Origin of the sequence: Streptomyces gilvosporeus (assembly GCF_002082195.1) — a bacterium.
Lineage (GTDB): Bacteria > Actinomycetota > Actinomycetes > Streptomycetales > Streptomycetaceae > Streptomyces > Streptomyces gilvosporeus.
In genome coordinates, this window is sequence record NZ_CP020569.1 from 2427353 (window position 1) to 2451157 (window position 23805).

Here is a 23805-nt window from a genome sequence, read left to right on the forward strand (position 1 = left end):
CCCGGTCGCTCAGATGCGCTCCAGGCTCCGTCCCGTGGTGCGCGGCCCCAGCAGCGCCACATCCAGGCACAGCAGCACCATCAGCACCGCCGACCCGGTGAACACCACGGCCGGGCCCAGCCGGTCCAGCAGCGTCAGCGCCACGAACGGCAGCACCACGGACGTCAGCCGGGACAGTGAGTAGGCGATGCCGATGGCGCTGCTGCGCAGGCCGGTGGGGAAGATTTCGGTCTGGTAGACGTGGAAGGCGTTGGAGAAGACGTTGCTGCACACCGTCAGCAGGAAGCCGAAGGTGACGATCGCCCAGGCGGCGTCGGCGAAGCCGAAGGCGAGACCGCAGACGGCGATGCCGAGCGCGGCGGCGATGATCAGCGTACGGCGCTCGATCCGGTCGACGATCGGGACGGACAACGCGGAGCCGATCGGATAGCCGCAGTAGCTCAGGGCCGCGTACAGCAGCGACTCGGTGACGGTGTGGCCCTTCGCCGTCAGCACCACCGGCGCCAGCGACCCGAAGCCGTAGTAGCCGACGGTCTGGAGCACCTGGAAGAGCCACCACATCACGGTGCGCCGCCGGAAGTCGCCGCGGAACATCTCGCCCAGCGGCACCCGGCGCTCGGGGACGGTCTCGGCCTCCGGTACGGACGGGAGCGTCCGGCCGGTCTCGTGGGCCACCCGTTCCTCGATCCCGCGCACGATCCGGGCGGCCTCCTCCTCGCGGCCATGGACCGTCAACCACCGTGGCGATTCGGGCAGTTGGCGCCGCATGAGCTGGATGAAGGCGGCGCCCAGCGCGCCCGCGACCAGCAGCCAGCGCCAGCCGTCGACGCCCAGCAGCTGGTGCCCGGCCACCAGCCGCGCGCCCAGCAGCGCGGCGACCGGCACCCCGGTGAAGCCGAAGGTGTACGCCAGGGCGATATAGCGGCCGCGCACCGCCCGGGGCAGGAACTCGGCGAGGTAGGTGTCGACGAGGACGAGTTCGGCGCCGAGGCCGAGCCCGCTCAGGAACCGCAGCACGAGCAGCGCCCGCAGGTCGGGGGCGAGCGCACAGGCCAGCGAACAGGCCGCATAGCCGCCCAGATTGACCAGGAACATCCGGCGCCGCCCGAACCGGTCGGCCAGTACCGACAGGACGTTGGCGCCGACGAACATGCCCAGGAACCCGGCGGCGATCACCGCGGACTTGGCGACGTCCCCCAGGTGCCACTGTGCGGCGAGGACCGCGGCCAGCACCCCGCCCAGGAAGATCTCGTAGAGGTCGAAGAAGGCGCCGATCCCGACGGTGAGGGTGAGCCGGCGGTGCCAGCGGGACGGCGGCAGCCGGTCCAGCCGCGCCGCGGCCCGGACTCCCGCCACGGCGGTGTCGGTCATACCGTCCTCCCCTGCATACGGTCTCCCCTGCGTACGGCCCTCGCGCGACCCGGTCGGGCGTAGGGCCTGTCCGATGGCGGGACCGTACCGTCCAAGATCAGTTGGCGGAAGGGCGCACCGGGCGCGGGACGGGCACGCCGTCGGGGCGCTCGCGCCCGTCGCTACCATGCCGGGGTCAGCCGAACGGTCCGGGAGGGGCTCCGCGTGACGGCGAAGCAGGACGCGCCAGGGAAGGACGCACCGCGGGCGGCCGCGCCCCGGCCCGCCGCGCCACGGCTGGCCGATCTGATGCCGTGGTCGGTGCCGCCGCTCCGGCTGGGCCGCTCCTGGGTACGGGGGCCGGATCCGGCCGTGCTGCGCGCCCGGTGGAACGCGCTGGTGACCGCCGAGGACGCGGCCGCCCGCGAGCGGCTGTTCCGCCCGTCGCGGTCGCGGACCCTGCATTCGGCCGTGGCCCAGCTGCCGGGCCAGGCCACGCCCACCGGCCGGCTGGCCCGCGCGAGCGGCCCCTGCCCCGAGCCCGTACGGATCCTGCACGGCCCCTTCGACCGGCAGTGGCTGCTGCCCGACCACCGGCTGATCGACGGGGCGCGGCCGGAGCTGTGGCGGGTGGCGGACGCCCGGCAGCTGTTCGCGGTGGAGCTGGGGCCGGTGCCGCAGACGCCGGGGCCCGCCGTGGTGTGCTCCGCCCTCCTGCCGGACGGGCGCTCCCCGGCGGGCCGTCCGGGCCGGATCCACCCCCTGCACCGCCGCCCCGGCGGCGCCGAACCCAATGTCGCGCCCGGCCTGCTCGGCCTCCTCGCCCGCCGCCTGGACCGCCCGGTGGGCCCCACGGGCCTGCTGGCCTGGATCGCCGCGAGCGCCCGCCACTCCCCCGACGGCACCGAAGTCCCCCTCACCGCGGATGCGGACGTCTGGGACACCGGCGTCGCGCTCGGCGAGCGCCTGCTGTGGCTGCACACCTACGGGGCCCATCCGCACGGGGCGGGCGCCGGCGAACGGCCCCGGATGCCGGGCGGCCGCCGCCCCTACGTCCGCTCCGCGCTGCCCACCCGCGGCCTGCCGGCTTCCCTCGCCTACGACGACGGCGAGGAGGCCCTGCTGCTCGGCGACGGCCGGATCTCGCCGGTGCCGCCGGGCGCCTGGGACTTCCACGCGGGCGGGGCACGGGTGCTGGAGTCCTGGTTCGAGGAACGGACGGCCGCCGCGGACCCCGCGCAGGGCGCGCTGGCGGCGCTGCGCACCCCCGCCTGGCCGCAGGAGTGGACCTCGGAGCTGCTGGAACTGATCACCGTGCTGGCGCTGCTGGCCGAACTGACCCCGCAGCTCGCCGGGTTGGCGGCCCGTACGGCGGACGGCCCGCAGCTGACCGCGGAGGACCTGCGCGAGGCGGGCGTGCTTCCCGTCCCGGCCGCCGCGCGCCGCCCGGCCTCCGTGCTCGACCATCAGGAAGAGGGGCCGGAGGGCCAGTTCGCGCTGTGCTGAGCGGCACGCGCAACAACCCCCGGAAGGGGTCAACGAAAAAACCACCCGTCACAAGAACGGGTGGTGAAGGCCGAGCCGGGTGGTGCGTGCCTCGGCGAGCACACCGACGCGCTGCGCGGCAACGCGGTGCCGGGACGGTGTGGTCGCGCGAGGTCTCGCGTCAGGTCAGCCGTGGCCGCCGAACAGCGAACGCCGAAGCCTGCGCAGCGGAGCGAACAGCGACACCCTGGCTCCGCGGCTCTTCCTCGTGCGGGAGTGGTCACGGGTGGTGAGCTCGCGCATCAGCAACGTCGCACCTTCCGTCTCCCGCTGCGGTATGGCGGGTCCGCCGAGCACCGCGAGATGGCGGTCCAGACGCGCGCTGGACGCGCCGCTTCCGCAACTGATGGCAGGGACTCTCGCCCTGCTTCGCACTGTTATCTGTTCCATGACTCTCCCCACCCTGACGAGGGCACCCGGCACGGGCAGGGTAACCCTATCTCCCTTGGAGGACACGCGTGCAGACCGGTCAACGGATTCACCTGCCTCTCTTGACGTTGCCGAACACCATACGTAATGACGCCTACAGGACGCTCAGCAGGGCGAGTTGACTGACCGTCGGGCCGCTCGGGGCCATCTGACGGGGCGACGGGACGCACGAGGAGGTTCCGGGAGGGCGGTTCCTCCCCGGCGTCGTGTGTACGGACGGTCACGCAGCGGAGGCGAGGACCGGGAGATAGCCGTTCGACTGACCGGCGGCGGTGGGGTGGTAGGACTCGTCGACCGGGTAGGTCACGCTGTGCAGCCAGGGGCTGCCGGAGCACAGTTCATGGCCGGAAAAGGTGGAGTTGACGTCGGCGAAGGCGAAGCCGTGGTCGGCGGCACGCTTGGCCATGACGCCGTTGATGTCGTCGGCCGCGGCGTCTATGGCGGCCCGGGACTTCTCGGTGAGACCGGCGACGCAGACCCCGGCAAGCTTGTAGAAGTGCGGATAGCCCAGGACCACCACACGGGCGGACGGGGCCTTGGCACCGATGGCGTTGTACACGGTGTCGAGCTTGCCGGGCAGGGTGTTGTCGATGTACTGGCGCGCCTGGGCGATGCGGGCCAGGCAGGCGCTCTCGCCCTGGAGCGCACAGGTCGTCATGGTGTCGGCGAAACCGGCGTCGTTGCCGCCGATGGTGATGCTGACCAGTCCGGTGGAGCTGTTCAGCGGGCCGAGCTGGCCGCTGACGACATCACCCGTTCGGGCTCCGGAGCAGGCGGTGAAGGCGAAGGACGAGGGGCTGTGGGCGGCCGCCCAGAGGGCCGGGTAGGCCCTGGTGCTGCGCTTGCAGGAGCCGCTGCTGCTGTCGTAGCTGCCGGCTCCGACACCCGAGGAGTAGGAGTCACCGAGGGCCACATAGCCGGTGGCGCCGGAGAGTTGGTCGGATGCGGCGGCGCTCCCGCCGGTGAGCGTGAGCGCCGTGGTGACAAGGAAGGCGGCCCCCAGGGCCGCCGCACGGGACAGTCTCATGAAACCTCCCATAGCAGGATCTCTGCCTTACTCGTGGTAGCAGGACCCCCGGAGCACCGGAAGTGTCCATGCCAAGAATCACTCCCGTGTCGTCCAGCCTTCACGGGACATCCACCGATGTGTCCGGATCTTCACCGCGATATCTTCACTGCGATGTCCTCACTGCGATGTCCTCACTTGCGTTGTCCTTGCCGGGCCGCGGTTCCCATCGGCCCTCAGTCCCTGTTGTTCTGACGGTGGGTGAGTCCCGGTACGAGGAGCGCGGTGGCCGCGACCAGTACGGCGACGAGCAGCAGGACCAGGTGCGGGCGGGTGCCCAGACCGATCAGCCAGGCGCCCAGCAGCGCGCCCAGGAACATCGAGGCCACCGAGGCCAGCCGGCGGGGTACGGCGTGGGTGCCGTAGCCCAGCCGTCTGTCGCCGCCGAGCGGGGAGCCGCTGACCAGGGCGGTCAGCGCCCGAGTCGCCACGGTGGTGGTGAGGTCGGGAGCGCCGACCCGTATGGCGGTGACGTTGCGGACGCCCATCGCCACCGCCATCAGGCCGATGACCGTGCAGCGCCGGACGAGCGCCGGCCCCCAGGCCGGGCCGGCCTCCCAACCGGTCACCGCCGCGGCGGCCACCAGTCCGGCCTCCGCCAGCAGCGCCGCCGGGAACCAGCGTTGCCGGTGGTCGGCCAGCGTGGACTCCATTCGGGCGCCGAGCACCGCGCCCAGCGTGAAGGAGCCGAGCGAGACGGCGGTGAGCACCACCGGGAGCCCGCCCTGCCCGGCGATCCCGAAGCCGAGGAAGAGCAGATTGCCGGTCTGGGTGGCGGTGAAGACATGACCGAGGGCCAGAAAGCTGACGGCATCGAGCACACCGGTGGCCACGGTCAGGCACACCATGACCACCGTCAGGGGGGGTCCGCTCGGCGGCTCCACGCGGCGGCTCCCTTCCAGCGGCGGTCACGCCGGCACCAGTGTCCGCGGGCCCGCGACCGCCGTCCGGCCATTGCGCCGTCTGTGGGCGGCCCTCGTCCCGACGGTCCGGCGGGCGCCGCACGACATCGAGGCCCGGCATCCGGCGCCGGGGCCGCGTGGGCGGATTCGTCCGTCTCCGCAGAGCCGGGTTATTCCGTATACGCGGCGGGGTCCTCTGCCGGATCATGGCGGCATGTGTGCCGATCACGTGCAGCCGCCCGTCGTGCCGCCGTCCGCCGAGCCACCCGCCGCCGTGCCGCCGTCCGCCGCCGGGGCGGCGCTGCCGATCCGGCTGACCATGGACGACAGCGATGCGCCCGCCGATGTCGTCGATGCGCTGTTCCTGGGGCGGTTCGCCAACGGCGAGCAGCCGTACGCCCGCAGCCGCTCGGTCGACCGGGTGAAGTCCGGGCTGACGCTGCTGCCGCCGGGGGCCCGGGTGCTGCGGGCCGCACGCGACGAGGACCGCAGTGCCACCCTGGCCGAGGGCGACGGCTACACCCTGCTGGTCTCCCGCTGGAACCGCGGCGCCGATGTGACGGTCACCGCCGTCACCGACGAACTGGCCGAGAAGGTGCTGGGGCAGTCGGCGGACGGTGCGGAGGCCGAGCCGGAGCCGCAGCCGGACGATGTCGCGATGGGCTTCTGGTACTTCTCGCCGCGCCGCGGTCCGTACCGCACCTCCCGGCAGATCACGGCCGGCACCTGGGCGGAGATCCGCCGCAACTACACCGCGCCGGTGGCCGAGGCGATGGATGCGCTGATGAAGGTCGCCCCCGAGGAGATCGCCGGCCGCCTCCTGCTGCTGCACGGCCCGCCCGGCACCGGCAAGACCTCCGCCCTGCGCACGCTGGCCCGCTCCTGGCGCGACTGGTGCCAGGTGGACTGCGTACTGGACCCCGAACGGCTCTTCAACGACGTCGGCTATCTCATGGACATCGCCATCGGCGAGGACGACGGCGCCGGCAAGGGCCGCTGGCGGCTGCTGCTCCTGGAGGACTGCGACGAGCTGATCCGCGGCGAGGCCAAGCACACCGCGGGCCAGGCGCTGTCCCGGCTGCTCAACCTCACCGACGGGCTGCTCGGCCAGGGCCGCAACGTCCTGGTCGGCGTCACCACCAACGAGGACCTCGAACGGATGCATCCCGCGGTGGTGCGCCCCGGCCGCTGCCTGGCCCGCATCGAGGTCGGCCCGCTGACCCGCCGGGAAGCGGCCGGCTGGCTCGGCACGGAGGAGGGCATCGGCCGCGACGGCGCCTCCCTGGCCGAGCTGTACGCCCTGCGCCGCGGGACCCGCCCGGCGTCGGTCCCGGCCCAGGACCAGGGAGGGGAGGCAGGACTGTATCTGTGAGGGGCGGCATCCGCTAAGTCGCCACTGCTACGGCCGACTTGAGGGGCCGGGGGCCGACAGCGGGCGCACACCGGACGCGTCGCCCGACCGCGACGCCCCCGTCCGCGACGCCGCCTCGCGCCACACCTGCGACGCCTGCGGCACGGTGACGGCGATCCGGCTGAACGGGGCGGGCGGGCGCAACTCGATCCGGACGACGGGGCCGCGCCGCGGGGCGACGGCCAGGAAGTCCCGGCTGTCGCCGTGGCGCCACTCCCCCAGGCAGAGGGCGCCGGGCACCTTGAGCCCCCGCACCACGGTGCCCCGCACGGCGCGCCACCAGTCGTCCTGGACCGACACCTCCGCGACGGCCCCCAGGGGCACGCGCAGGGATCCGCGCCGGGTCACCGCCTTCTCCCACCAGGCCAGACGAACCACCAGCACATCCGCCGTCAGCTCCAGCCGCGCCATCACCCTGCACCTCCCGGGACACCGCCGTCCGGGCCCACCCGGCACAGCGGGGCGATCACGCCCGATGCGCCCCAGTATGCAGGGGTTGCATGCGATCAGCGCGTTATGCGGTAAGAGCGCGCAGCCGTACCGACAGGCAGGTGACGCAGCCCTCCAGCTTCTCGAATTCGCCGATGTCCACCAGGACCGGCCGGTAGCCGAGGCCGGCGAAGAGTTCCGCGGTGCGCGGCGCGGAGGAGGCCATCAGGAGGGCGTCGCCGCCCAGGAGGACGACATGCGCACCGGACTCCTCGGGGACGGGACGGAAGGCGGGGAAGAGGGCGGGGTCCTCGACCAGGGCGGGGTGGCCGATGACGGTGCCGTCCGGCAGGGCGGTGACCGCGGACTTCAGATGCAGCACCCGGCTGATCGGTACGGCGACGACGCGGGCGCCCAACGGTTCGAAGGCGGCGCGGAGTTGGCGTACCCCCTCGGCGTTGGTGCGGCCGCCGCGGCCGACGTACACGGTGTCGCCGATCTTGAGGATGTCGCCGCCGTCGAGCGTGCCGGGCGCGCGGACCTCGTTGAGCGAGCAGCCCAGCGCCTCGGCGGCGCGGCGGGCGGCGGGTGTCTCGGCCCGGCGCACCTCCGCGCCCGGCCGGGCGATCAGCGCCACATTGCGGAAGACGACCATGGTGTCCTCGATGAACACCGCGTCCGGGCAGTCGTCGGCGGGCGCGACCTCGGTGGTGTGCCAGCCGTGGTCCTGGAGCGTACGGACATAGCGTTCCCACTGGTCCAGGGCGAGCGCGGGGTCCACCGGGCGGCGTTCGACATGGGTGACCAGACCCTCGGCTATTCGGGGGCCGGGGCGGCGGACGAGGGCCTGGAGGCTGGGCACGATGCGCTTTCCTTCGGGTCGGGAGGGGGGCAGGGAGAGGTGGGGGGAGGGAACGGGGCGGTGCGGGTCAGGCGTCCGTGTCGTAGGCCGCCCGCAGCGCCTCGCGGACCGCGGCGAGTGCGGTGCCGTGGTCCAGGCCGAGGCGCCGGGCGCGCCGGGCGTAGATCTCGGCGGCCGCGGCGACCTCCTTGTCGGCGGCCTCGCCGGCCGCCGCGACGAAGCTGCCGTTGCGGCCGCGGGTCTCGATCACCCCGTCGCTCTCCAGGGCGCGGTAGGCCTTGGCGACGGTGTTGGCGGCCAGGCCCAGCTCTTCGGCGAGGCCGCGGACGGTGGGGAGCTTGTAGCCGACGGGCAGCCGGCCGTCCCTGGCACGGTCGGCGATCTGGGTGCGTACCTGCTCGAATGGCGCGTCGGCCGCGTCCGGATCGATGGTGATCGTGAGGGTCTGCGGGGACACGGTGGCGCTCCTGGTACGGACGTCGGTGCGGGGCACCCATTGTGCGCCAGGAGCGGCCACCGCGCCGGTTTTCCGGCGGTAGCCCTTTGGGGTGGTGACGGGGGCGTGACGGGCGGGCCTACAGCTCCAGGGTGGTGCCGGTCGTGCGGAGCCAGGCGTCGATGCCGAGGACCAGTTCGGCGCCGGGCCGGATGTCGTTGTCGGCGCCGTCGGCGGTGGCCTCGGCGGTGGCGCCGGCGTCCAGCAGCGGCCGTACGGGGGCGGTGCGGTCGGCGGTCAGGTCCCTGAGCCGGTCGCGCAGCGCCTCGTTGTAGTGCGGGTCCTGGGTGCTGGGGTAGGGGCTCTTGACGCGGTCGGCGACCAGGTCGGGCAGGACGTCGCGGGTGGCCGCGCGCAGCAGCGACTTCTCACGGCCGTCGAAGGTCTTCAGGGACCAGGGGGTGTTGAAGACATAGTCGACCAGGCGGTGGTCGCAGAACGGGACGCGGACCTCCAGGCCGACGGCCATGCTGGCGCGGTCCTTGCGGTCGAGGAGGATCTGGACGAAGCGGGTCAGATGGAGGTAGCTGACCTCGCGCATCCGGCGCTGGAGTCCGGTGTCGCCGTCCAGGTACGGGACTTCGGCGAGCGCCTCGCGGTAGCGGCGGGCCTGGTAGCCGCGCAGATCCAGCTTGTCGAGCAGGGCGCGGTCGAGCAGCGCCTGACGGGTGGCGTTGCCGCCGGCGAAGCGCCCGGAGATGCCCGCGGCGATCCACGGGAAGGTGTCGGCGTGGACGGCCTCGGGGTCGTGGAACCAACGGTAGCCGCCGAAGACCTCGTCCGCGGACTCGCCGGAGAGGGCGACGGTCGACTGTTCCCGGACGGCCTTGAACAGCAGATAGAGGGAGGTGTCGCCGTCGCCGAAGCCGTTGGGCAGATCGCGGGCGGCGAGGACGGCGGCGCGGTGGGCGGGGTCCATCAGGTCGGCGGTGTCCAGGACGATGTCGCGGTGGTCGGAGCGGACGTGTTCGGCCAGGGCGTGGGCGTACGGCCCGTCGGGGGTGCCGCGCAGGGTGTCGGGGGTGAAGTTCTCGGTGTAGCCGGTGAAATCGACGGCGAAGGAGCGGACCGGGCCGCTGCCCTCTGCCGCCAGCGCCTTGGCGGAGAGCGCGGTGATCGCGGACGAGTCCAGGCCGCCGGAGAGCAGGGTGCACAGCGGTACGTCGGCGATCAGCTGGCGGGCGACGATGTCGTCGAGCAGGGCGCGGATCCGCGCAACGGTGGTGTCGCGGTCGTCGGTGTGCTCGCGGGCGGTGAGCGCCCAGTAGCGCTTGATGGTCAGGCCGCCGCGGCCCACCCGGACGAGGTGGCCGGGGCGTACCTCGTACATGCCCTTGTAGACGGCGTGGCCGGGGGTCTTGGTGAAGGTGATCAGTTCGGCGAGGCCCTCGGCGTCGACGGCGGGCCGTACGGAGGGGTGGGCGAGGATCGCCTTGGGTTCGGAGCCGAAGAGGATGCCGTCGGAGGTCGGGTAGTAGTAGAGCGGCTTGACGCCCATCCGGTCGCGTATCAGCAGGAGTTGTTCGGTGCGCGCATCCCAGAGCGCGAAGGCGTACATGCCGTTGAGGCGCTCGGCGAAGCCCTCGCCCCACTGGAGGTAGGCGTGCAGCACGACCTCGGTGTCGCTGCTGGTACGGAAGGTGTGGCCGAGCCGGATCAATTCCTCGCGCAGTTCGCGGTAGTTGTAGACCTCACCGCTGTAGGTCGTCACGACCAGGGTGCGGCCGTCGCGCTCGACGGCCATGGGCTGGGTGCCCCCCTCGATGTCGATGACGGCGAGGCGGCGGTGGCCGAGCGCGGCGTGGGTGTCGAGCCAGATTCCCGCGGCGTCCGGCCCGCGGCGGGCCATCGTCGCGGTCATCGCCTCCAGGGTCGCCCGGCGCCCCGTCAGGTCGTTGTCGTAGGAGATCCATCCGGTGATTCCGCACATGGTTCGCGGCTCCTCTCCATGGTGGTGCGGCGGGCCGTCGCGTCCCGACGGCGGCATGGGGGTCGCCCCCGCTCGAACGGTGTTGAGAGCCAAGGGAAGTCACCGTACGCCCAGATAGATGCAACGGCCACCTATTAGCCTCCCATACCGTCCGGAATGAGCCACACTCCTGCCACACTACGGAAAAGGGACGGCCAACGGCCCGCCGCCCACCGGAAAAGGAGAGGCAAAGCGGCCGGGGGCGGCGTACCGTCCGCGCTCATGACCGTTCTCGTACGCGATTTCCGCCCCGCCGACGCCAAGGCCGTGGCGGAGTTGCAGCGTGCCGCGCTGCCGTTCATGATCTTCACCCCGCAGGGCATCGCCTGGCAGGCGGCCGACTCGCTCCCGGACGAGCACCTGCGGATGTTCGTCGCCGAGCTGGACGGCCGGATCGTCGGCTCCGTCAGCAGCAGGCTGCTGTGCGAGAGCAGCACCCCGGGCCAGGGCGCGGCCACCCCGAAGGTGCACCCGGACCACCGGCGGCGGGGCGTCGGCGCCGCCCTGCTGACCGCGGCCGAGGAGCATCTGACGGCGGTCGGCGCCACCCACGTCTTCGCCTGGGCGCTCGATGAACCCGGCCCCCTGGCCTTCGCCGAACGCCACGGCTACCGCCGCACCCGCCCCGCCCACTGCCTCCGCCTCGACCTCACCACCGCCGATCTGCCGACGCCGCCCGCCCCGCTCCCGCCCGGCGTCCGCCTCCTGACCGCCGCCGACTTCGGCGCCGACCCGCACCCCCTCTTCGCCGCCGACGCCGAGACCATCGCCGACGAGCCCGGCGACGTCCCCACCGACGCCCTCACCTACGACAGCTGGCTGCGCACCACCTGGGAACACCCCGATATCGACCTCGACCTCACCTGCGTGGTGACCGTCGACGACACCGTCGCCGCCTACAGCTGGGCCGCCAGCGACAACCTCGGCCGCTACTCGTCGGTCGGCACCGGCACCAGCCCCGCCTTCCGCGGCCGCGGCCTGGCCCGGCTGGCCAAGGCACACTCCCTCCACCGCGCCCGGGACGCCGGCTGCACCGTGGCCTTCACGGGCAACGACGCCACCAACGCCCCGATGCTCGCCATCAACCGCTCCTTCGGCTACCGGCCGTTCCTCGGGGAGTGGAGGTGCGTCCGGGAGCTGGGACAGGGGTGAACGTGAGCCGCCGGATGTGTGTCAGGGGGCATGCGTCACGGGGCGCGCATCACGGCGTGTGGGCGATCAGCACGTAGCGCTCATCGTTGACCTCCTTGCCCCACAGGGCGGAATCGCCGGAGAGCGACTCCAGCTCGGTACGGGCCGCCAACGGGGCGACGAGACCGGTCAGTTCGGCGGCCGGTATGCCCATGGGCTCCGCCTCGCCCCACCGTCCCTCGACCAGCACCAGCCGCCCGCCGGGCACCAGCAGCCCGGCCCAGCGCCGGAGCACGGCCGCCGGATCGGGCAGCGCCCACAGCACATGCCGCACCAGCACCACGTCGAACCGCCCCTCCCCCACGGGCGGTTCGGCGGCGTCCCCGACCAGGAACCGGGCGTCCCGCCCCGCGAGCTTGGCCCGCGCCCGCGCGACCATTCCGGCCGAGCGGTCGACGCCGGTGACCCGATGCCCCTGCTCGACGGCCAGCAGCGCCAGGCTCCCCGTACCGCACCCGAGGTCGAGTATCCGAGCGGGCCCGCCCGGCAGCCAGGACCGCATCCGCCCGGCCCAGGCCGCCCGCACGGCGGGATCCCGCAGTCCGTGATCGGGCTCGTCGTCGAAGCGCTCGGCGGCGGCTTCCCAGTAGGCGGCGTCGGCAGTGGGCAGATCGTTGTCAGTCATGTCTCGAGGGTGCCATCGACCACTGACAATGCCCGCTTTGGGCGCTCCTGCCTGTGCCCCCGCTTAGCCCTTCCTTAAAGCGACCATAAGGATCTCCAGGATCGGCCCTCGGCGCTCAAATCCCCTGTTCAGCGCGGCTAGCGTGCTTCTCGCAAGGCGGGGTTCGTGCCACCGGCGCCGTTCATCGGGGGGCGGCACCGGGCATGCGTCCCGACCCCCCACGGCCCGTCTTGCCGCCCGCCTCGTCCGACGCATCCGATGAAGGAGACCCCCACGATGACCGCTCGTCGTCAGGACAGCCGCAAGACCGGTCGCACAGCAGGCCGCAGGGCCGCCCGGATCGCCCTGGCGGGCGTTGCGCCGCTCGCGCTCACCGTCGTGGCCGCGGGGCCGGCCGCGGCGCACGGTTCGATGTCGGACCCCGTCAGCCGGGTCTTCGCGTGCTACGCGGAAGGGCCCGAGAGCCCCAAGTCCGCGGCGTGCAAGGCGGCCGTGCAGGCCGGCGGTGCGCAGGCGCTCTACGACTGGAACGCGGTGCGGGACGGCAACGCCGCGGGCCAGTCGAAGACGAAGATCCCGGACGGGAAGCTGTGCAGCGCCAACAACCCCGAGTACAAGGGGCTGGACCTGGCGCGCGGCGACTGGCCGTCGACCGCGATGAAGGCGGGCACGCACACCTTCCACTACAAGGCGACCGCCCCGCACAAGGGAAGCTTCGAGCTGTACCTCACCAAGGCCGGCTACGACCCGACCAAACCGCTGAAGTGGTCGGACCTGGAGGCCAAGCCGTTCGTGAAGGTGACCGACCCGAAGCTGACGAACGGGGAGTACGTCTTCGCCGGGAAGGTGCCGCAGCGCACCGGGCGGCAACTGATCTACAGCATCTGGCAGCGGTCGGACAGCCCGGAGGCGTTCTACACCTGCTCCGATGTGGTGTTCGGGAAGGACAACGGCGGGTCCGCGGGCCCCGGTGCGACCCCTGCGCCGACCGCTTCCGCGCCGACGGACCGTCAGATCGCGGCGGGCGCGGACAAGTCGTCGATGAAGCACATGGACATGGGCCACGGCGGCCAGGGGACCGGCACCGCGCACGGCTCCGCCGCGGACCGCTCCGCCACGGCGCACGACGAGTCGGCCGGTGGCGCGCACCCGGACGCCGCGGTCCAGCCGGCCGGCGGCAAGCACCTGGCCGAGACCGGCGGTGACGGCTCGACCGCCCCGCTCGCGATCGGCGGCGCCGCCGTCCTGGCCGCGGGCGCCGGGGTCCTGTTCGCCACCGCCCGCCGCAAGGGAGCGCGCCGCTAACCCCGTACGACGCCGGCTCCGGCCGGCACCCAGGCCCGCCGGGGCCACCTGCGACGGCCCCGGCGACCGTGACGCCGTCCCCTCCCCGCCCCGGAGGGGGCGGCGTCACACCGTCAGCGGCCCGATGACGTCATTGGCGACGTGCTGGTAGATCACCGAACTGCGGCAGTCGACGACCTCCCGGCGTTTGAAGACGCTGTCCATCAGCATCGTGTGCAGCCGGTCGAGGTCCGGTACGGCGACATGGACCAGGAAGTCGTCGCCGCCCGCCACGACATAGATGTTGAGCACCTCGGGCAGCGAGACCAGGAACGCCTTGAAGCGCTCGATGACCTCGCGGTTCAACGGGCGGATCCGGATGGTGAGCAGGGCCTGCACGGGGCGGTTGAGGGCGCGCAGGTCCACCGTCGCGCGGTAGCCGGTGATCACCCCGCGGGCGCGGAGCGCGCGGACCCGTTCCAGGCAGGTGGAGGGGGCGATGCCGAGCCTGCGGGCGAGTTCGCGGTTGGTCTGCCGTGCATCGCGCTGGAGTTCCCGGACAATCGCCGAATCAATGTCGTCCATGGCATCCATGATGCGGTCCGCCGCCGAATTTCGTTCGGCTACCGGGAAGAATGATCAATCTTTCGGTTACGTTCTGCGATCGTGACCGTACAAGAGACCACACTTTCCGCTTCCGCACGGCCGGATGTACGGCGGCTGGGCGTCGGCGGCGGTACCGCGCTGTGCGCCGGTGCCGTGCTCGGCCCCGGTGTGCTGACCCTGCCGTCCCTGGCCGCCGCCGCGGCCGGGCCCGCCTCGATCCTGGCCTGGGTCGTCCTGCTGGCCATGTGCGTACCGGTGGCCGCCTCGTTCGCGGCGCTCGGCGTACGGTTCCCCGACGGCGGGGGCGTGGCCACCTTCGTCCACCGGGCGATCGGGCCGCGGGCGGCGGCCGTCGTGGGGTGGTGGTTCTACGGGGCGGTGCCCATCGGCGTGGTCGCGGCGGCCTGGATCGGCGGGAAGTACGTGGCCGATGCGGTCGGTTGGGGCGAGGCGGGCGCGGCGGCGGTCGGCGGGCTGGTGCTGGCCGGGGCGCTGGTGTCCAATGCGGTCGGGCTGCGGATGTCGGGGCGGGTGCAGCTGATGATGGGCGGTCTGTTGGCGGCGGTGCTGCTGTGCGCGGTGCTGGCCGCGGCCCCGCGGATCACCGCCGCGCATTTCACCCCGTTCCTGCCCGGCGGCTGGACGTCGGTGGGGTCGGCGGCGTCGGTGCTGTTCTTCGCGTTCGCGGGCTGGGAGGCGGCGAGCCATCTGTCGGGGGAATTCGCCGACCCGGGGCGGGACCTGCCGCGGGTGACCCGTAATGCGCTCGCCGTGATCACCGTGCTCTATCTGGGCCTGGCCGTCGCCACGATCGGCGCGCTGGGTCCGGCGGCGGCAGACACCGACACCCCGCTGACCGCGCTGCTCGCGCAGAGCGTGGGCGTAGCCGCCCGCCCCGTCGCCGCCGCGGCGGCGCTGTTCCTGACCTTCGGGGCGGTCAACTCCTATCTGGCGGGCGCCTCCCGGCTGGGCGCCGCCCTCGGCCGGGACGGGGCGGCGCCCCGCTGGATGGCCAAGGGCGGCGAACCGGGCGAGGTGCCGCGCCGCTCGCTCGCGGTGCTGGGCACGGCCGCCGTCGCACTGGCCGTGGCGGCCCAGTGGCGCGGCGCCGATCTGCGCCTCCTGATGGAGGCCACCGCCACCTGTCTGGCGGCCGTGACGCTGGCCGGGCTGGCCGCCGCGCTGGTGCTGCTGCCGCGTCGTACTCCCCTGTGGTACGGCGTGGCGGCGGCCTCCGTGCTGACGGTGGTGGTGCTCGCCTTCTCGGGGTGGCTGCTGCTGATTCCCCTCGTCCTGGCGGTGGCTTCCTTCTCGTTCCTCGGCTTGCGGCGGGGGCTCGTACGGAGGTGACCGCGGCGCGTCAGGCGACGAGGCGGCGCAGCAGCCGGACGTACGGGCTCCAGCGGGCGGGCCGGGCGACGGTGCCCGTACAGGCGCGTTCGGCGCGGTCCAGGCTGTCCTCCAGGCACGCGTCGTGCAGCGGACGGAAGGCCAGCGGCCAGCTGAACCGGGCCGGGCCGCGGGCGCGCATGGCGAGGGTGTGGCGCAGCACGGTGCGGTCCGGGCCGAGCGGATGGACGGTGTACTCGTGGAAACCGTGGAAGCCGCGCGGCCCGCGGAAGGCGAAGCGCACCCACTGGCCCGGTACATAGGTCGCCACGCTGTAGCGGACCGGGCCGTGGCCGCCGGCCGCCCCCGGGCCCAGCGGGGCGTCGAACAGCATCGGGAACCAGTCGCGGCCCGGCCACAGCCGGTCGGCGTCGCCGGACAGCCCGTCGATCAGCGCTCCCGCCTCGGCCGCGGGCACCGGCAACACCCTCTCGTGGACGTTGTAGACCCCCATGGACGGCAGACCCCTTTCCGGAAAGACCTTCTGGAAACACCTTCTGGAGAGACCTTCTGGAGAGACCTTCCAGACTCGTTCTGGAGAGATCTCTCTAATATTATGGAGGCTACCCTCTAGAACATGGCCAGGCCACCCCGTTTCGACACCTCGCTCCTCCTCGACGCCGCCGTGCAACTCGCCGCCGAACACGGCCCCTCGGGCGTCACCATGTCCGCGGTCGCGGCGGCCGCCGGCGCGCCCAGCGGCTCGCTCTACCACCGCTTCGCGGGACGCTCCGCGCTGCTCGCCGAGGTGTGGCTGCGCACCGTGGAGCGCTTCCAGGAGGGCTATTTCGCCGCGCTGGAGTCGTCCCCGGACCCGCGCGCCACGGGCCGCGCGGCGGCCCGGCACGTCGTGGCCTGGACCCGCGCACACCCCCGGGAGGCGGGGCTACTGCTCTACGGGGCCCAGGACTTCGGGCGGGAGGACTGGGCGCCGGAGTACCGCCGGCGCGCCGACGAGGGCAACCGCCGGGTGGGGGCGGCCACCGCGAAGCTCGCCGACGCGCTGGGGGCACGCGACGCCCAGGAGGCCGAACGGGTCACCCTCGCCGTCATCGACGTCCCGCTCTCCGTCGTCCGCCGTCCCCTGCGGGCCGGTGCACCGCTGCCCGCCCATGCCGAGGAACTGGCGGAACGGTGCACCGACGCGCTGCTGAGCCTGCGCGGTGACGGGACGTCGGCCGACTGACGCCCCGCGCTGGACAGGGGGCGGGCGCTCAGCCCGCCGAGGCGCAGGTCGTCGGGGTGGCGTGGGCGGGGTCGAGGGCGTTGGCCGTTTCGTGGAAGGCGATGCGGTCGGTGAGGCCGATGGCCACGTGTTCGGACAGGTCGACCGGACACAGGTCCTGGAGCACGACGTTGTGGACGTCGGGGCCGTCGAGGAATCCCGAGCGGTAGGGCGTGACGACCTCGTCGTGCTCGGTGGCGATGACGGTGTAGTGCACGCCGGGGACGGTGTCGCCGCCCGCGTTGAGGCGGTTGAGGACGTCGGAGCCGACGATCTGGTCGGTCAGCCCGGGGGTCAGCGTGCCGAGGTACTTCTTGGCGTCGGGGAAGTGGTCCAGGAGGCGGGTCAGGCCGTCCAGGTCGGTGCCGTGGTTGTCGGGGGCCAGCCCGACCAGGGTGTTCACCTTGTCCGCGCCGCCGTAGGACTTCAGGTAGACGCGCGGCATCATGCCGCCCTGGGAGTGGCCGACCAGATCGGCCTTGTGCGCTCCGGTGGCGGCCAGCACCTTGTCGACGTAGGCGGCCAGTTGCCGGGCGGAGGCGTCGACCGGGCCCAGGCCGTGGAAGAGCGGGACGCCGGGGAGCTCGCCGTAGTCGAGGGAGAAGACGCAGTAGCCGCGCGCCACCAGGTAGGGCGCGAGGCCCAGCCAGTTGTCGACGGAGTTGCCGAGGGTGCCGTGGACCAGGACCACCGGGCGGGGGTGTTCGGCGGACGGGGTGCAGGAGAAGTTGTTCCAGCCGCTGGTGACGGCGGGGGCCTCGGCGGAAGCCGGGGTGACGCCGAGCGCCAGGGCCAGGGAGGAGAGCAGGGTCAGCGCTCGTGACCAGCGCAGCTTCATACGATGCTCCTTGCGGGGGGTGAGGGGACTCCGAAGTGCTCGTGAGCCGTTCACCTGCGATCCGGATCGCAAGGGCCAACGCAGTTGACTGACAAGTAAGTTACGGCCGGGTAAGCAAGAGGGGCCAGCCGTGTGACGGTGAAGGAAAAGACACCGAATCTCCCCCGGACGTACGGGTGCAGTCGCGGCCGGGCCGGTTGTCAGTGGTGTCCCGTACGGTCGAGAACGACGTCGGTCAGCGGGTGGCCTTGCCGCCGGGCTTCGCCGCGGGGCGTACGGCGCCGGTGCCGAAGCGGGCCCGGGCCCGGTCGACCGCCGCCTCGATGCGGTACGCCTTGTCGGCGACGGGGTCGAAGGACAGCTGGCGCGCGGCGCGTTCGGCGCGGCACAGGTTCTCCGCCCGTAGCGCCACGGACCGCACCCGCGCCCGCTGGAGCCCGAGCGCGGCATGCAGGGCGTAGGCCGCCTCGGTCAGCGCGGGCCCGTGCGCGGTCGGCCCCGCCAGCCGCCGGGTGCGGGTCGTGGTGGAGCGGTCGGCGTAGCGGACGGTGAGGGTGAGCGCGCGGGCCGCCTGCCCGCTCGCGCGCAGCCGGGCCCCGAGGTCGTCGGCGAGCGAGAGCAGGGCCTGGCGGCGGCGTACGGGGTCCAGTTCGTCGTGGCGGAAGCGGTGTTCGGCGCCCATCGAGCGGGCGGCGGCGTTGGGGGTCACCGGCGTCGGATCGATGCCGTGGGCCCGCTCGTACACCGCGCGGCCGGTCTTCGCGCCGAGGATCCGCTGCAAGGTGGCGGGCGGGGCGGCGGCGATCCGTTCGACGGTGTCGAGTCCGTAGGTGCCCAGGGTGCGCGCGGTCGCGGGCCCGACGCCGTAGAGCGCCGAGGCCGGGCGGCGGGCGAGGAAGGAGGTGACGGAGCCGGTGTCGGCGGGGACGGCGCGGATCTGGCCGGGCGGCGCGGTCTGGGCCGCCATCCGCGCGAGCAGCGGGTTGGCGCCGATGCCGATGGTGCACCACACGCCGTACCAGGCCAGCGCGCGCAGCCGGATCAGCTCGGCGATGCCCTCCGCGTCCCGGTCGAAATAGCGCAGCGCGCCGCGGACGTCGGCCAGCGCGGCGTCCGGCGGCAGCGCCTCGATCACCGGTGTGAACTGCGCCAGGAGATGGAGCAGTTGCTCGTAGCGGTCCGCGCCGACGGGAGCGCCGTCGGCGGTCCGGAAGAAGCGGATGTGGAGCGTGGCCGGCGGGGCGGTGGGGGGCCGGGGAGTATTCATCCCGCGCTCCCCGGGCTGGAGTGCCACAGCTTGCGGCCGGTGGCGGCGCGTTCGCCGGCGGGCTGGAGGTCGGCCCACGGGTGCATTTCGTAGCCGGTCTCCAGGCGGATGGTGCGGCCGGGGGCGGCGGGCGAGGGCTCCTCGGACGCGGCCTCCGGACCGGGCTCGGTGCCGGGCTCCGGAGCCGGGCGGTCGGGGCCTTCGGCCAGCCGAGCGGCGACCGCCTCCAGACCGCCCGTACGGCGCAGTTCGGCCAGTTCGGCGAGGTTCCAGGCGGCCGTGCCGACCACGCTGAGGCTGCGCGGCCCGCGGCGCTGGACCGTCCCGCGCACCAGCAGCAGCCAGGAGTGGAAGACGGTGTGGGCGCAGGCCGCGTGCGAGTCGTCGAAGAAGGCGCAGTCGACCAGGCCCGTGCTGTCGTCGAGGGTGGTGAAGATGACCCGGCGGCCGGAGCGGATCGGCGGGGTCTGGGTGGCCGCCTTGGCCCCGGCGACCAGCACCGTCTCGCCGTGCCGGGCGCCGCGCAGCAGCCGGGCCGGCAGCGCGCCCAGCTCCGTGAGGAACTCCCGGTGGTCGGCCATCAGATGGCGGGAGGCGTCCATCCCGAGGACGCCCAGCTCGGCGCTGAGCCGTTCGATGTCGCCGAGGTCGGGCAGCCCGGCCGGCTCGACCGTATCGGCCTCCGGCTCCTGTCCGGTGTGCAGCGTCAACTGCCCGCCCGCCGCGCCGCGGTGACGGTGGTGCAGCTCGGCGACGTGCAGCAGCAGATCGCGCCGGTTGGCGCCGAAGGAGTCCAGCGCGCCCACCCGGGCGAGGCGTTCGGCCACCGGCCGGGACGGGCGGGCCCGCTGCCACAGGTCCTGGAGCGAGCGGTAGGGCTGCCCGGCCTCGATCCGCCGGGCCTCGGCCTCGCTCATCCCGTGGACCTCGGAGAACGCGAGCCGCAGCCCCCAGACGCCGCGGGCGGCATCCCCACCGGACACCAGTTCGATCCGGTGGGCGACCGCCGACCGGTTCACATCCAGCGGCAGCACCGGCACCCCCCGCCGCCGGGCGTCCGCGAGCAGCAGCCGCTTCGGGTACATCCCGGGGTCGTGGGTGAGCAGCCCGGCGTAGAAGGCCGCGGGATGATGCGCCTTGAGCCAGGCGGACTGGTACGTGGGCACCGCGAAGGCGACGGCGTGCGCCTTGCAGAAGCCGTAGGCGCCGAACGCCTCCACGATCTCCCAGGTGTGCGCGATCACGTCGGGGGTGTAGCCGCGCCGTTCGGCCCGCTGCGCGAACCAGGCGCGCACCTGCCCCTGCACCTCCGGATGCGACAGCGCACGCCGCTTCTCGTCCGCCTCGTCCCGTCCGCAGCCCGTCATGATCCGCAGGATCTCGATGATCTGCTCGTGGAACACCACCACCCCATAGGTCTCGCGCAGCGGTTCCTCCAGGTCGGGGTGCGGATAACGGACCGGCCTGCGGCCGTGCCGGGCCTCGATGAAGGGCCGCACCATATCGGCGGCGACCGGGCCCGGCCGGAAGAGCGAGATGTCGACGACGAGATCGTGGAAGGTGGCGGGCTGGAGCCGGCCGACCAGATCGCGCTGGCCGGGCGACTCGATCTGGAAGCAGCCGAGCGTCTCGGTGGAGCGGATCAGGTCGTAGGTCTGCCCGTCGCCCGGCGGCACCTGCCGGGGATCGTCCAGGTCGAGCCGGCGCCCGGTGGCGCGGCCGATCTCGGCGACGGCGTGCGCCATCGCGGACTGCATCCGTACGCCCAGCACATCGAGCTTGAGCAGCCCCATCTCCTCCACGTCGTCCTTGTCGAACTGCGACATGGGCAGGGGCGCGCTCCCGCCGGGGGGATCCCCCGCCGCGCCCTGGTGGCCGAGGGGGACCTCGCCGCTGGTGGGCACCACGGGCGTACGGTCCAGCAGCGTGGCGTCGGAGAGCAGCACCCCGCACGGGTGCATGGCGATACCGCGGGGCAGCGCGTCCAGCTCCTCGACCAGCTGCCACAGCCGTTCGCTGCCGGCCTCGCGTACGCCGCGCAGCTCGGGGAGTTCGGCCAGCGCGGCCCGCGCGTCGCGGGCGCGGATATGCGGAAACGCCTTGGCCAGCCGGTCCACCCGCGCCGGGTCCATGCCCAGGGCGGCGCCCACATCCCGTACGGCGTGCCGTACGCGATAGGTCTCGGGCATCGAGACGGCCGCCACCCGCTCCTCGCCGAACCGGTCGAAGATCGCGCGGTAGACCTCCAGCCGGCGGGCGGACTCCACGTCGATGTCGATGTCCGGCAGCGCCTTGCGCCGCGCGGACAAGAAGCGCTCCATCAGCAGCCCGTGCTCGACCGGGTCGGCGTGGGCGATGCCCAGCAGATGGTTGACCAGCGATCCGGCGCCGGATCCGCGGGCCGCTACCCGTATACCCATCTCCCTTATGTCGTCCACCACTTGAGCGACCGTCAGGAAGTAGGAGGGGTAGCCGAGCCGTTCGATCGTGCGCAGTTCGTCGTGCAGGCGCGCCCAGCGCTCGCGGTCGTGGTCGTAGCCGCGCAGCACCATGGCGGCGGCGCAGCGCGAGCGCAGCACCCGGGCGGCGGTACGGTGCCGGGCGCCGACCAGCCGCGGCTCGGGGAAGTGGATCCGGCCGAGCCCGATGTCGCCCCGGGGATCGACCCGGCACTCCCCCGCGGTCTCCTCGGTCATGGCCAGCAGCCGGTGGGCCAGGGCGCGGCGGAATCCGGCCGCCTCGGCGATCCGCTCGGCGGTGCGGGCCATCGCGGCGGTGTCCTTGAGCCAGCGCTCGCCACCGTCCCGGGCCTCGGGGCGGCGGTCGACCGGCACCAGGCGGCGGGCGGAGTCCAGGACGTCGGCGACCGGGCCCTGGCCTGGGTCGGCGTAGCGGACGGCGTTGGTCAGGACGGCGCGGACGCCCTGGTCGACGGCGAAGCCGACCGTGCGGGCGGCCAGCCGCGGGGAGCCGGGGCCGCTGCCGGGGCGGCCGTGGTCGACGACCTCCAGGCGCAGCGCGTCGCCGTACAGCTCGCGCCAAGGGGCGAGGAGGCGGGCGGCGCGGTCGGGGCGGGCGGCCGAGAGCGCCCGGCCGACCTCGGAGTCCGGGCCGAGCAGGACGGTCAGGCCGTCGGCGGTGGATTCCAGCGCGTCCCAGGGCGCCAGGGGCCGCTCCCGCCGGCCGGCGTGGGCGGCGGAGACCAGGCGGCACAGGGCGGCCCAGCCCGCCGCGCCGTCGCGGGCGAGGAAGACGGCGCGGGCGGCGGATTCGTCGAGGAAGGCGCCGCCACGGACCGGGGTGCGGCGACGGGCGGCGACCGGGGGCGCCGGCTCGCGGTCCGCGACGGCGAGTTCGGTGCCGAACAGCGGGCGGATACCGGCCTCGGCGGCGGCCTTGGCGAACCGTACGGCGCCGGAGAGGCCGTCCCGGTCGGTCAGCGCGAGGGCGTCCATGCCCCGTTCGGCGGCGCGCTCCACCAGCCGTTCCGGGTGGGAGGCGCCATAGCGCAGGGAGAACCCCGAAGCGGTGTGCAGATGCGTGAACCCGGCCATCCACACCTCCTGCGCCTCATTCGCCCCCTGGCCGCCCTCGGTCCCGCTGGTTTCTTCGGCCCCGCTGGTTTCTCTCCCCCACCATAACGCGTAACTCGAACATTCGTACGAACACGCGCCCGGGGAGGCGCCCGACGTCCTTCCCCCTTTGGCCCCACCCGCCCTCCCCTTTCGGCCCCGCCCGGTCTGCACGGCCGTCGCGGCGGCCGGAGGATGTGGGGACACCGGCCCCCGAACGGAGCGGCGCATGGGCACCACGGATGACGGCACCCGCACCCGGATGACCTTCGCGGAGGAGGTCCGCAGCGCGGTGACGGTGCGGGCCGCGCTGCTGGTGACCGGGGTGCTGGGGCTGATGGTGGCGTTCATCACGTCCTACGCGGGGGCGTTCCATCACCCGAGGCCGAAGGACGTACCGCTCGGCGTGGTCGCGCCCGCGCCGGCGGCCGGGCAGGTGGTGGCGAAGCTGGACCGGCTGCCGGGCTCGCCGCTCGCCCCGCGCACGGTGGGCTCGGAGCGGCAGGCGCGGCAGCAGATCGCGGACCGGACGCTCGACGCCGCGCTGCTCGTCGCTCCGCGCGGCACCACCGACCGGCTCCTGGTGGCGAGCGGCGGCGGCGCGTCCCTGTCGCAGGCGGTCGAACTGGTCGTCCAGCAGGCGGAGAAGTCCCAGAAGCGCACCGTCCGCACGGTGGACGTGATCCCGGCCGACGCCGCCGACAGCCGCAGCCTGACGTCGTTCTACCTGGTCGTGGGCTGGTGTGTGGGCGGCTATCTGTGCGCCGCGATCCTCGCCGTCAGCGCCGGCGCCCGGCCCGCCAACGGGGCTCGCGCGATCATCCGGCTGGCCGCGCTCGGGGTCTATGCGCTCGTCGCGGGGCTGGCGGGCGCGCTCGTCGTCGGGCCGGTCCTGGGCGCGTTGCCCGGAAGCCGCTACGGCCTGTGGGGCCTGGGCGCCCTGATCGTCTTCGCGGTCGGGGCGAGCACGCTGGCCTTCCAGTCGCTGCTGGGCGTCATCGGCATCGGACTGGCGATCCTGCTGATCGTGGTCCTCGGCAATCCGAGCGCGGGCGGCGCCTATCCCTACCCCCTGCTGCCGCCCTTCTGGCGCGCGATCGGCCCGGCCCTGCCGCCGGGCGCGGGCACCTGGGCGGCCCGCTCCGTCGCCTACTTCCGGGGACGGGCGATGACCGGGCCGCTGCTGGTGCTGGCGGCGTGGGCGGTGGGCGGCATCCTGGTCACCCTGGTCCGCTCGGCCCTGCGCAGGGAGGCCGCGGAGGAGGACGCCGGGGCGCGGCCGCCGCGGCCATAAGAGGCTCACCTATAGAGCCGCATACGAAAAATGGCATGAAGTGCCACTCCCGCCT

At 73.5% G+C, this 23805-nt stretch carries 21 protein-coding genes; 7 read left to right on the forward strand and 14 right to left on the reverse strand.

Annotated features, from left to right (window positions below):
- Positions 1–9: 9 nt before the first annotated feature.
- Positions 10–1371 (reverse strand): MFS transporter, encoded by a 1362-nt coding sequence (locus B1H19_RS10615; protein WP_083104361.1) that lies wholly within the window; start codon positions 1369–1371, stop codon positions 10–12.
- Between the two features lie 204 nt (positions 1372–1575).
- On the opposite strand from B1H19_RS10615, the gene B1H19_RS10620 reads away from it, so the two are divergent.
- A complete protein-coding gene (locus B1H19_RS10620) occupies positions 1576–2856 on the forward strand; it encodes a type ISP restriction/modification enzyme (RefSeq protein WP_418361438.1) in 1281 nt (426 codons plus the stop codon).
- 165 nt (positions 2857–3021) lie between these two features.
- Here the strand turns inward: B1H19_RS10620 and B1H19_RS10625 are convergent, their stop codons facing one another.
- From B1H19_RS10625 to B1H19_RS10635, 3 genes are all read right to left on the reverse strand, one after another.
- Positions 3022–3285: a hypothetical protein gene (locus B1H19_RS10625; protein WP_083109538.1), complete on the reverse strand. Its 264-nt coding sequence runs from the start codon at positions 3283–3285 to the stop codon at positions 3022–3024.
- Between the two features lie 259 nt (positions 3286–3544).
- A complete protein-coding gene (locus B1H19_RS10630; protein ID WP_083104362.1) occupies positions 3545–4351 on the reverse strand; it encodes an SGNH/GDSL hydrolase family protein in 807 nt (268 codons plus the stop codon).
- A gap of 215 nt (positions 4352–4566) precedes the next feature.
- Positions 4567–5274, reverse strand: coding sequence for a YoaK family protein (locus B1H19_RS10635; protein ID WP_083104363.1), 708 nt, complete (start codon positions 5272–5274; stop codon positions 4567–4569).
- A gap of 232 nt (positions 5275–5506) precedes the next feature.
- On the opposite strand from B1H19_RS10635, the gene B1H19_RS10640 reads away from it, so the two are divergent.
- Entirely contained in the window at positions 5507–6664 is a 1158-nt protein-coding gene (locus B1H19_RS10640) for a DUF5925 domain-containing protein (RefSeq protein ID WP_261340961.1), read from the forward strand.
- 27 nt (positions 6665–6691) lie between these two features.
- Here B1H19_RS10640 and B1H19_RS10645 read toward each other — a convergent pair whose 3' ends face one another.
- The 4 genes from B1H19_RS10645 to asnB all read right to left on the reverse strand — a co-directional run bounded on the left by B1H19_RS10645 (position 6692) and on the right by asnB (position 10420).
- A complete protein-coding gene (locus B1H19_RS10645; protein WP_083104364.1) occupies positions 6692–7114 on the reverse strand; it encodes a hypothetical protein in 423 nt (140 codons plus the stop codon).
- 103 nt (positions 7115–7217) lie between these two features.
- A complete protein-coding gene (gene ddaH / locus B1H19_RS10650) occupies positions 7218–7994 on the reverse strand; it encodes a dimethylargininase (protein ID WP_083104365.1) in 777 nt (258 codons plus the stop codon).
- A 67-nt stretch (positions 7995–8061) separates the two neighbouring features.
- Positions 8062–8451, reverse strand: a complete 390-nt coding sequence (locus B1H19_RS10655) for a GntR family transcriptional regulator (protein ID WP_083104366.1) — start codon at positions 8449–8451, stop codon at positions 8062–8064.
- A gap of 118 nt (positions 8452–8569) precedes the next feature.
- Positions 8570–10420 carry an asparagine synthase (glutamine-hydrolyzing) gene (gene asnB / locus B1H19_RS10660; RefSeq protein WP_083104367.1) on the reverse strand — a complete coding sequence of 617 codons (1851 nt, stop codon included), beginning with the start codon at positions 10418–10420 and terminating at the stop codon, positions 8570–8572.
- A gap of 261 nt (positions 10421–10681) precedes the next feature.
- On the opposite strand from asnB, the gene B1H19_RS10665 reads away from it, so the two are divergent.
- Entirely contained in the window at positions 10682–11611 is a 930-nt protein-coding gene (locus B1H19_RS10665) for a GNAT family N-acetyltransferase (protein WP_083104368.1), read from the forward strand.
- A gap of 49 nt (positions 11612–11660) precedes the next feature.
- Here B1H19_RS10665 and B1H19_RS10670 read toward each other — a convergent pair whose 3' ends face one another.
- The gene (locus tag B1H19_RS10670) at positions 11661–12275 is read right to left on the reverse strand and encodes a class I SAM-dependent methyltransferase (RefSeq protein WP_083104369.1); all 615 of its coding nucleotides are present in this window, start codon (positions 12273–12275) and stop codon (positions 11661–11663) included.
- A 276-nt stretch (positions 12276–12551) separates the two neighbouring features.
- Between B1H19_RS10670 and B1H19_RS10675 the strand changes: the two genes are divergently transcribed.
- Positions 12552–13580: a lytic polysaccharide monooxygenase auxiliary activity family 9 protein gene (locus tag B1H19_RS10675; RefSeq protein ID WP_083104370.1), complete on the forward strand. Its 1029-nt coding sequence runs from the start codon at positions 12552–12554 to the stop codon at positions 13578–13580.
- A 105-nt stretch (positions 13581–13685) separates the two neighbouring features.
- Here the strand turns inward: B1H19_RS10675 and B1H19_RS10680 are convergent, their stop codons facing one another.
- The gene (locus B1H19_RS10680; RefSeq protein WP_083109540.1) at positions 13686–14144 is read right to left on the reverse strand and encodes an Lrp/AsnC family transcriptional regulator; all 459 of its coding nucleotides are present in this window, start codon (positions 14142–14144) and stop codon (positions 13686–13688) included.
- An 81-nt stretch (positions 14145–14225) separates the two neighbouring features.
- On the opposite strand from B1H19_RS10680, the gene B1H19_RS10685 reads away from it, so the two are divergent.
- A complete protein-coding gene (locus tag B1H19_RS10685; protein WP_083104371.1) occupies positions 14226–15515 on the forward strand; it encodes an APC family permease in 1290 nt (429 codons plus the stop codon).
- Positions 15516–15525: 10 nt separating this feature from the next.
- Here B1H19_RS10685 and B1H19_RS10690 read toward each other — a convergent pair whose 3' ends face one another.
- Positions 15526–16008: a hypothetical protein gene (locus B1H19_RS10690; protein WP_083104372.1), complete on the reverse strand. Its 483-nt coding sequence runs from the start codon at positions 16006–16008 to the stop codon at positions 15526–15528.
- Positions 16009–16131: 123 nt separating this feature from the next.
- Between B1H19_RS10690 and B1H19_RS10695 the strand changes: the two genes are divergently transcribed.
- A complete protein-coding gene (locus B1H19_RS10695) occupies positions 16132–16740 on the forward strand; it encodes a TetR/AcrR family transcriptional regulator (RefSeq protein ID WP_083104373.1) in 609 nt (202 codons plus the stop codon).
- Positions 16741–16768: 28 nt separating this feature from the next.
- On the opposite strand, the gene B1H19_RS10700 is transcribed toward B1H19_RS10695, so the two are convergent.
- The 3 genes from B1H19_RS10700 to B1H19_RS10710 all read right to left on the reverse strand — a co-directional run bounded on the left by B1H19_RS10700 (position 16769) and on the right by B1H19_RS10710 (position 22438).
- The gene (locus B1H19_RS10700; protein ID WP_083104374.1) at positions 16769–17617 is read right to left on the reverse strand and encodes an esterase/lipase family protein; all 849 of its coding nucleotides are present in this window, start codon (positions 17615–17617) and stop codon (positions 16769–16771) included.
- 235 nt (positions 17618–17852) lie between these two features.
- Positions 17853–18884 carry a DNA polymerase Y family protein gene (locus B1H19_RS10705; protein WP_083104375.1) on the reverse strand — a complete coding sequence of 344 codons (1032 nt, stop codon included), beginning with the start codon at positions 18882–18884 and terminating at the stop codon, positions 17853–17855.
- Positions 18881–22438 carry a DNA polymerase III subunit alpha gene (locus B1H19_RS10710; RefSeq protein WP_083104376.1) on the reverse strand — a complete coding sequence of 1186 codons (3558 nt, stop codon included), beginning with the start codon at positions 22436–22438 and terminating at the stop codon, positions 18881–18883. Before B1H19_RS10710 ends, B1H19_RS10705 begins: the two co-directional genes overlap by 4 nt.
- Positions 22439–22685: 247 nt before the next feature.
- On the opposite strand from B1H19_RS10710, the gene B1H19_RS10715 reads away from it, so the two are divergent.
- Complete coding sequence (locus B1H19_RS10715) at positions 22686–23750, forward strand: YhgE/Pip domain-containing protein (RefSeq protein ID WP_083104377.1); 1065 nt, start codon at positions 22686–22688, stop codon at positions 23748–23750.
- Positions 23751–23805: the final 55 nt, after the last annotated feature.

Excerpts from the sequence above, each read along its gene's own strand:
- B1H19_RS10645 (WP_083104364.1), bottom strand. The coding sequence starts at position 7,114 with ATGGCGCGGCTGGAGCTGACGGCGGATGTGCTGGTGGTTCGTCTGGCC.
- B1H19_RS10715 (WP_083104377.1), top strand. The coding sequence starts at position 22,686 with ATGGGCACCACGGATGACGGCACCCGCACCCGGATGACCTTCGCGGAG.
- B1H19_RS10680 (WP_083109540.1), bottom strand. The coding sequence starts at position 14,144 with ATGGACGACATTGATTCGGCGATTGTCCGGGAACTCCAGCGCGATGCA.
- B1H19_RS10625 (WP_083109538.1), bottom strand. The coding sequence starts at position 3,285 with ATGGAACAGATAACAGTGCGAAGCAGGGCGAGAGTCCCTGCCATCAGT.
- B1H19_RS10670 (WP_083104369.1), bottom strand. The coding sequence starts at position 12,275 with ATGACTGACAACGATCTGCCCACTGCCGACGCCGCCTACTGGGAAGCC.
- B1H19_RS10665 (WP_083104368.1), top strand. The coding sequence starts at position 10,682 with ATGACCGTTCTCGTACGCGATTTCCGCCCCGCCGACGCCAAGGCCGTG.
- B1H19_RS10710 (WP_083104376.1), bottom strand. The coding sequence starts at position 22,438 with ATGGCCGGGTTCACGCATCTGCACACCGCTTCGGGGTTCTCCCTGCGC.
- B1H19_RS10675 (WP_083104370.1), top strand. The coding sequence starts at position 12,552 with ATGACCGCTCGTCGTCAGGACAGCCGCAAGACCGGTCGCACAGCAGGC.
- B1H19_RS10705 (WP_083104375.1), bottom strand. The coding sequence starts at position 18,884 with ATGAATACTCCCCGGCCCCCCACCGCCCCGCCGGCCACGCTCCACATC.
- B1H19_RS10640 (WP_261340961.1), top strand. The coding sequence starts at position 5,507 with ATGTGTGCCGATCACGTGCAGCCGCCCGTCGTGCCGCCGTCCGCCGAG.
- B1H19_RS10615 (WP_083104361.1), bottom strand. The coding sequence starts at position 1,371 with ATGACCGACACCGCCGTGGCGGGAGTCCGGGCCGCGGCGCGGCTGGAC.
- B1H19_RS10630 (WP_083104362.1), bottom strand. The coding sequence starts at position 4,351 with ATGAGACTGTCCCGTGCGGCGGCCCTGGGGGCCGCCTTCCTTGTCACC.
- B1H19_RS10690 (WP_083104372.1), bottom strand. The coding sequence starts at position 16,008 with ATGGGGGTCTACAACGTCCACGAGAGGGTGTTGCCGGTGCCCGCGGCC.
- B1H19_RS10695 (WP_083104373.1), top strand. The coding sequence starts at position 16,132 with ATGGCCAGGCCACCCCGTTTCGACACCTCGCTCCTCCTCGACGCCGCC.
- B1H19_RS10700 (WP_083104374.1), bottom strand. The coding sequence starts at position 17,617 with ATGAAGCTGCGCTGGTCACGAGCGCTGACCCTGCTCTCCTCCCTGGCC.
- asnB (WP_083104367.1), bottom strand. The coding sequence starts at position 10,420 with ATGTGCGGAATCACCGGATGGATCTCCTACGACAACGACCTGACGGGG.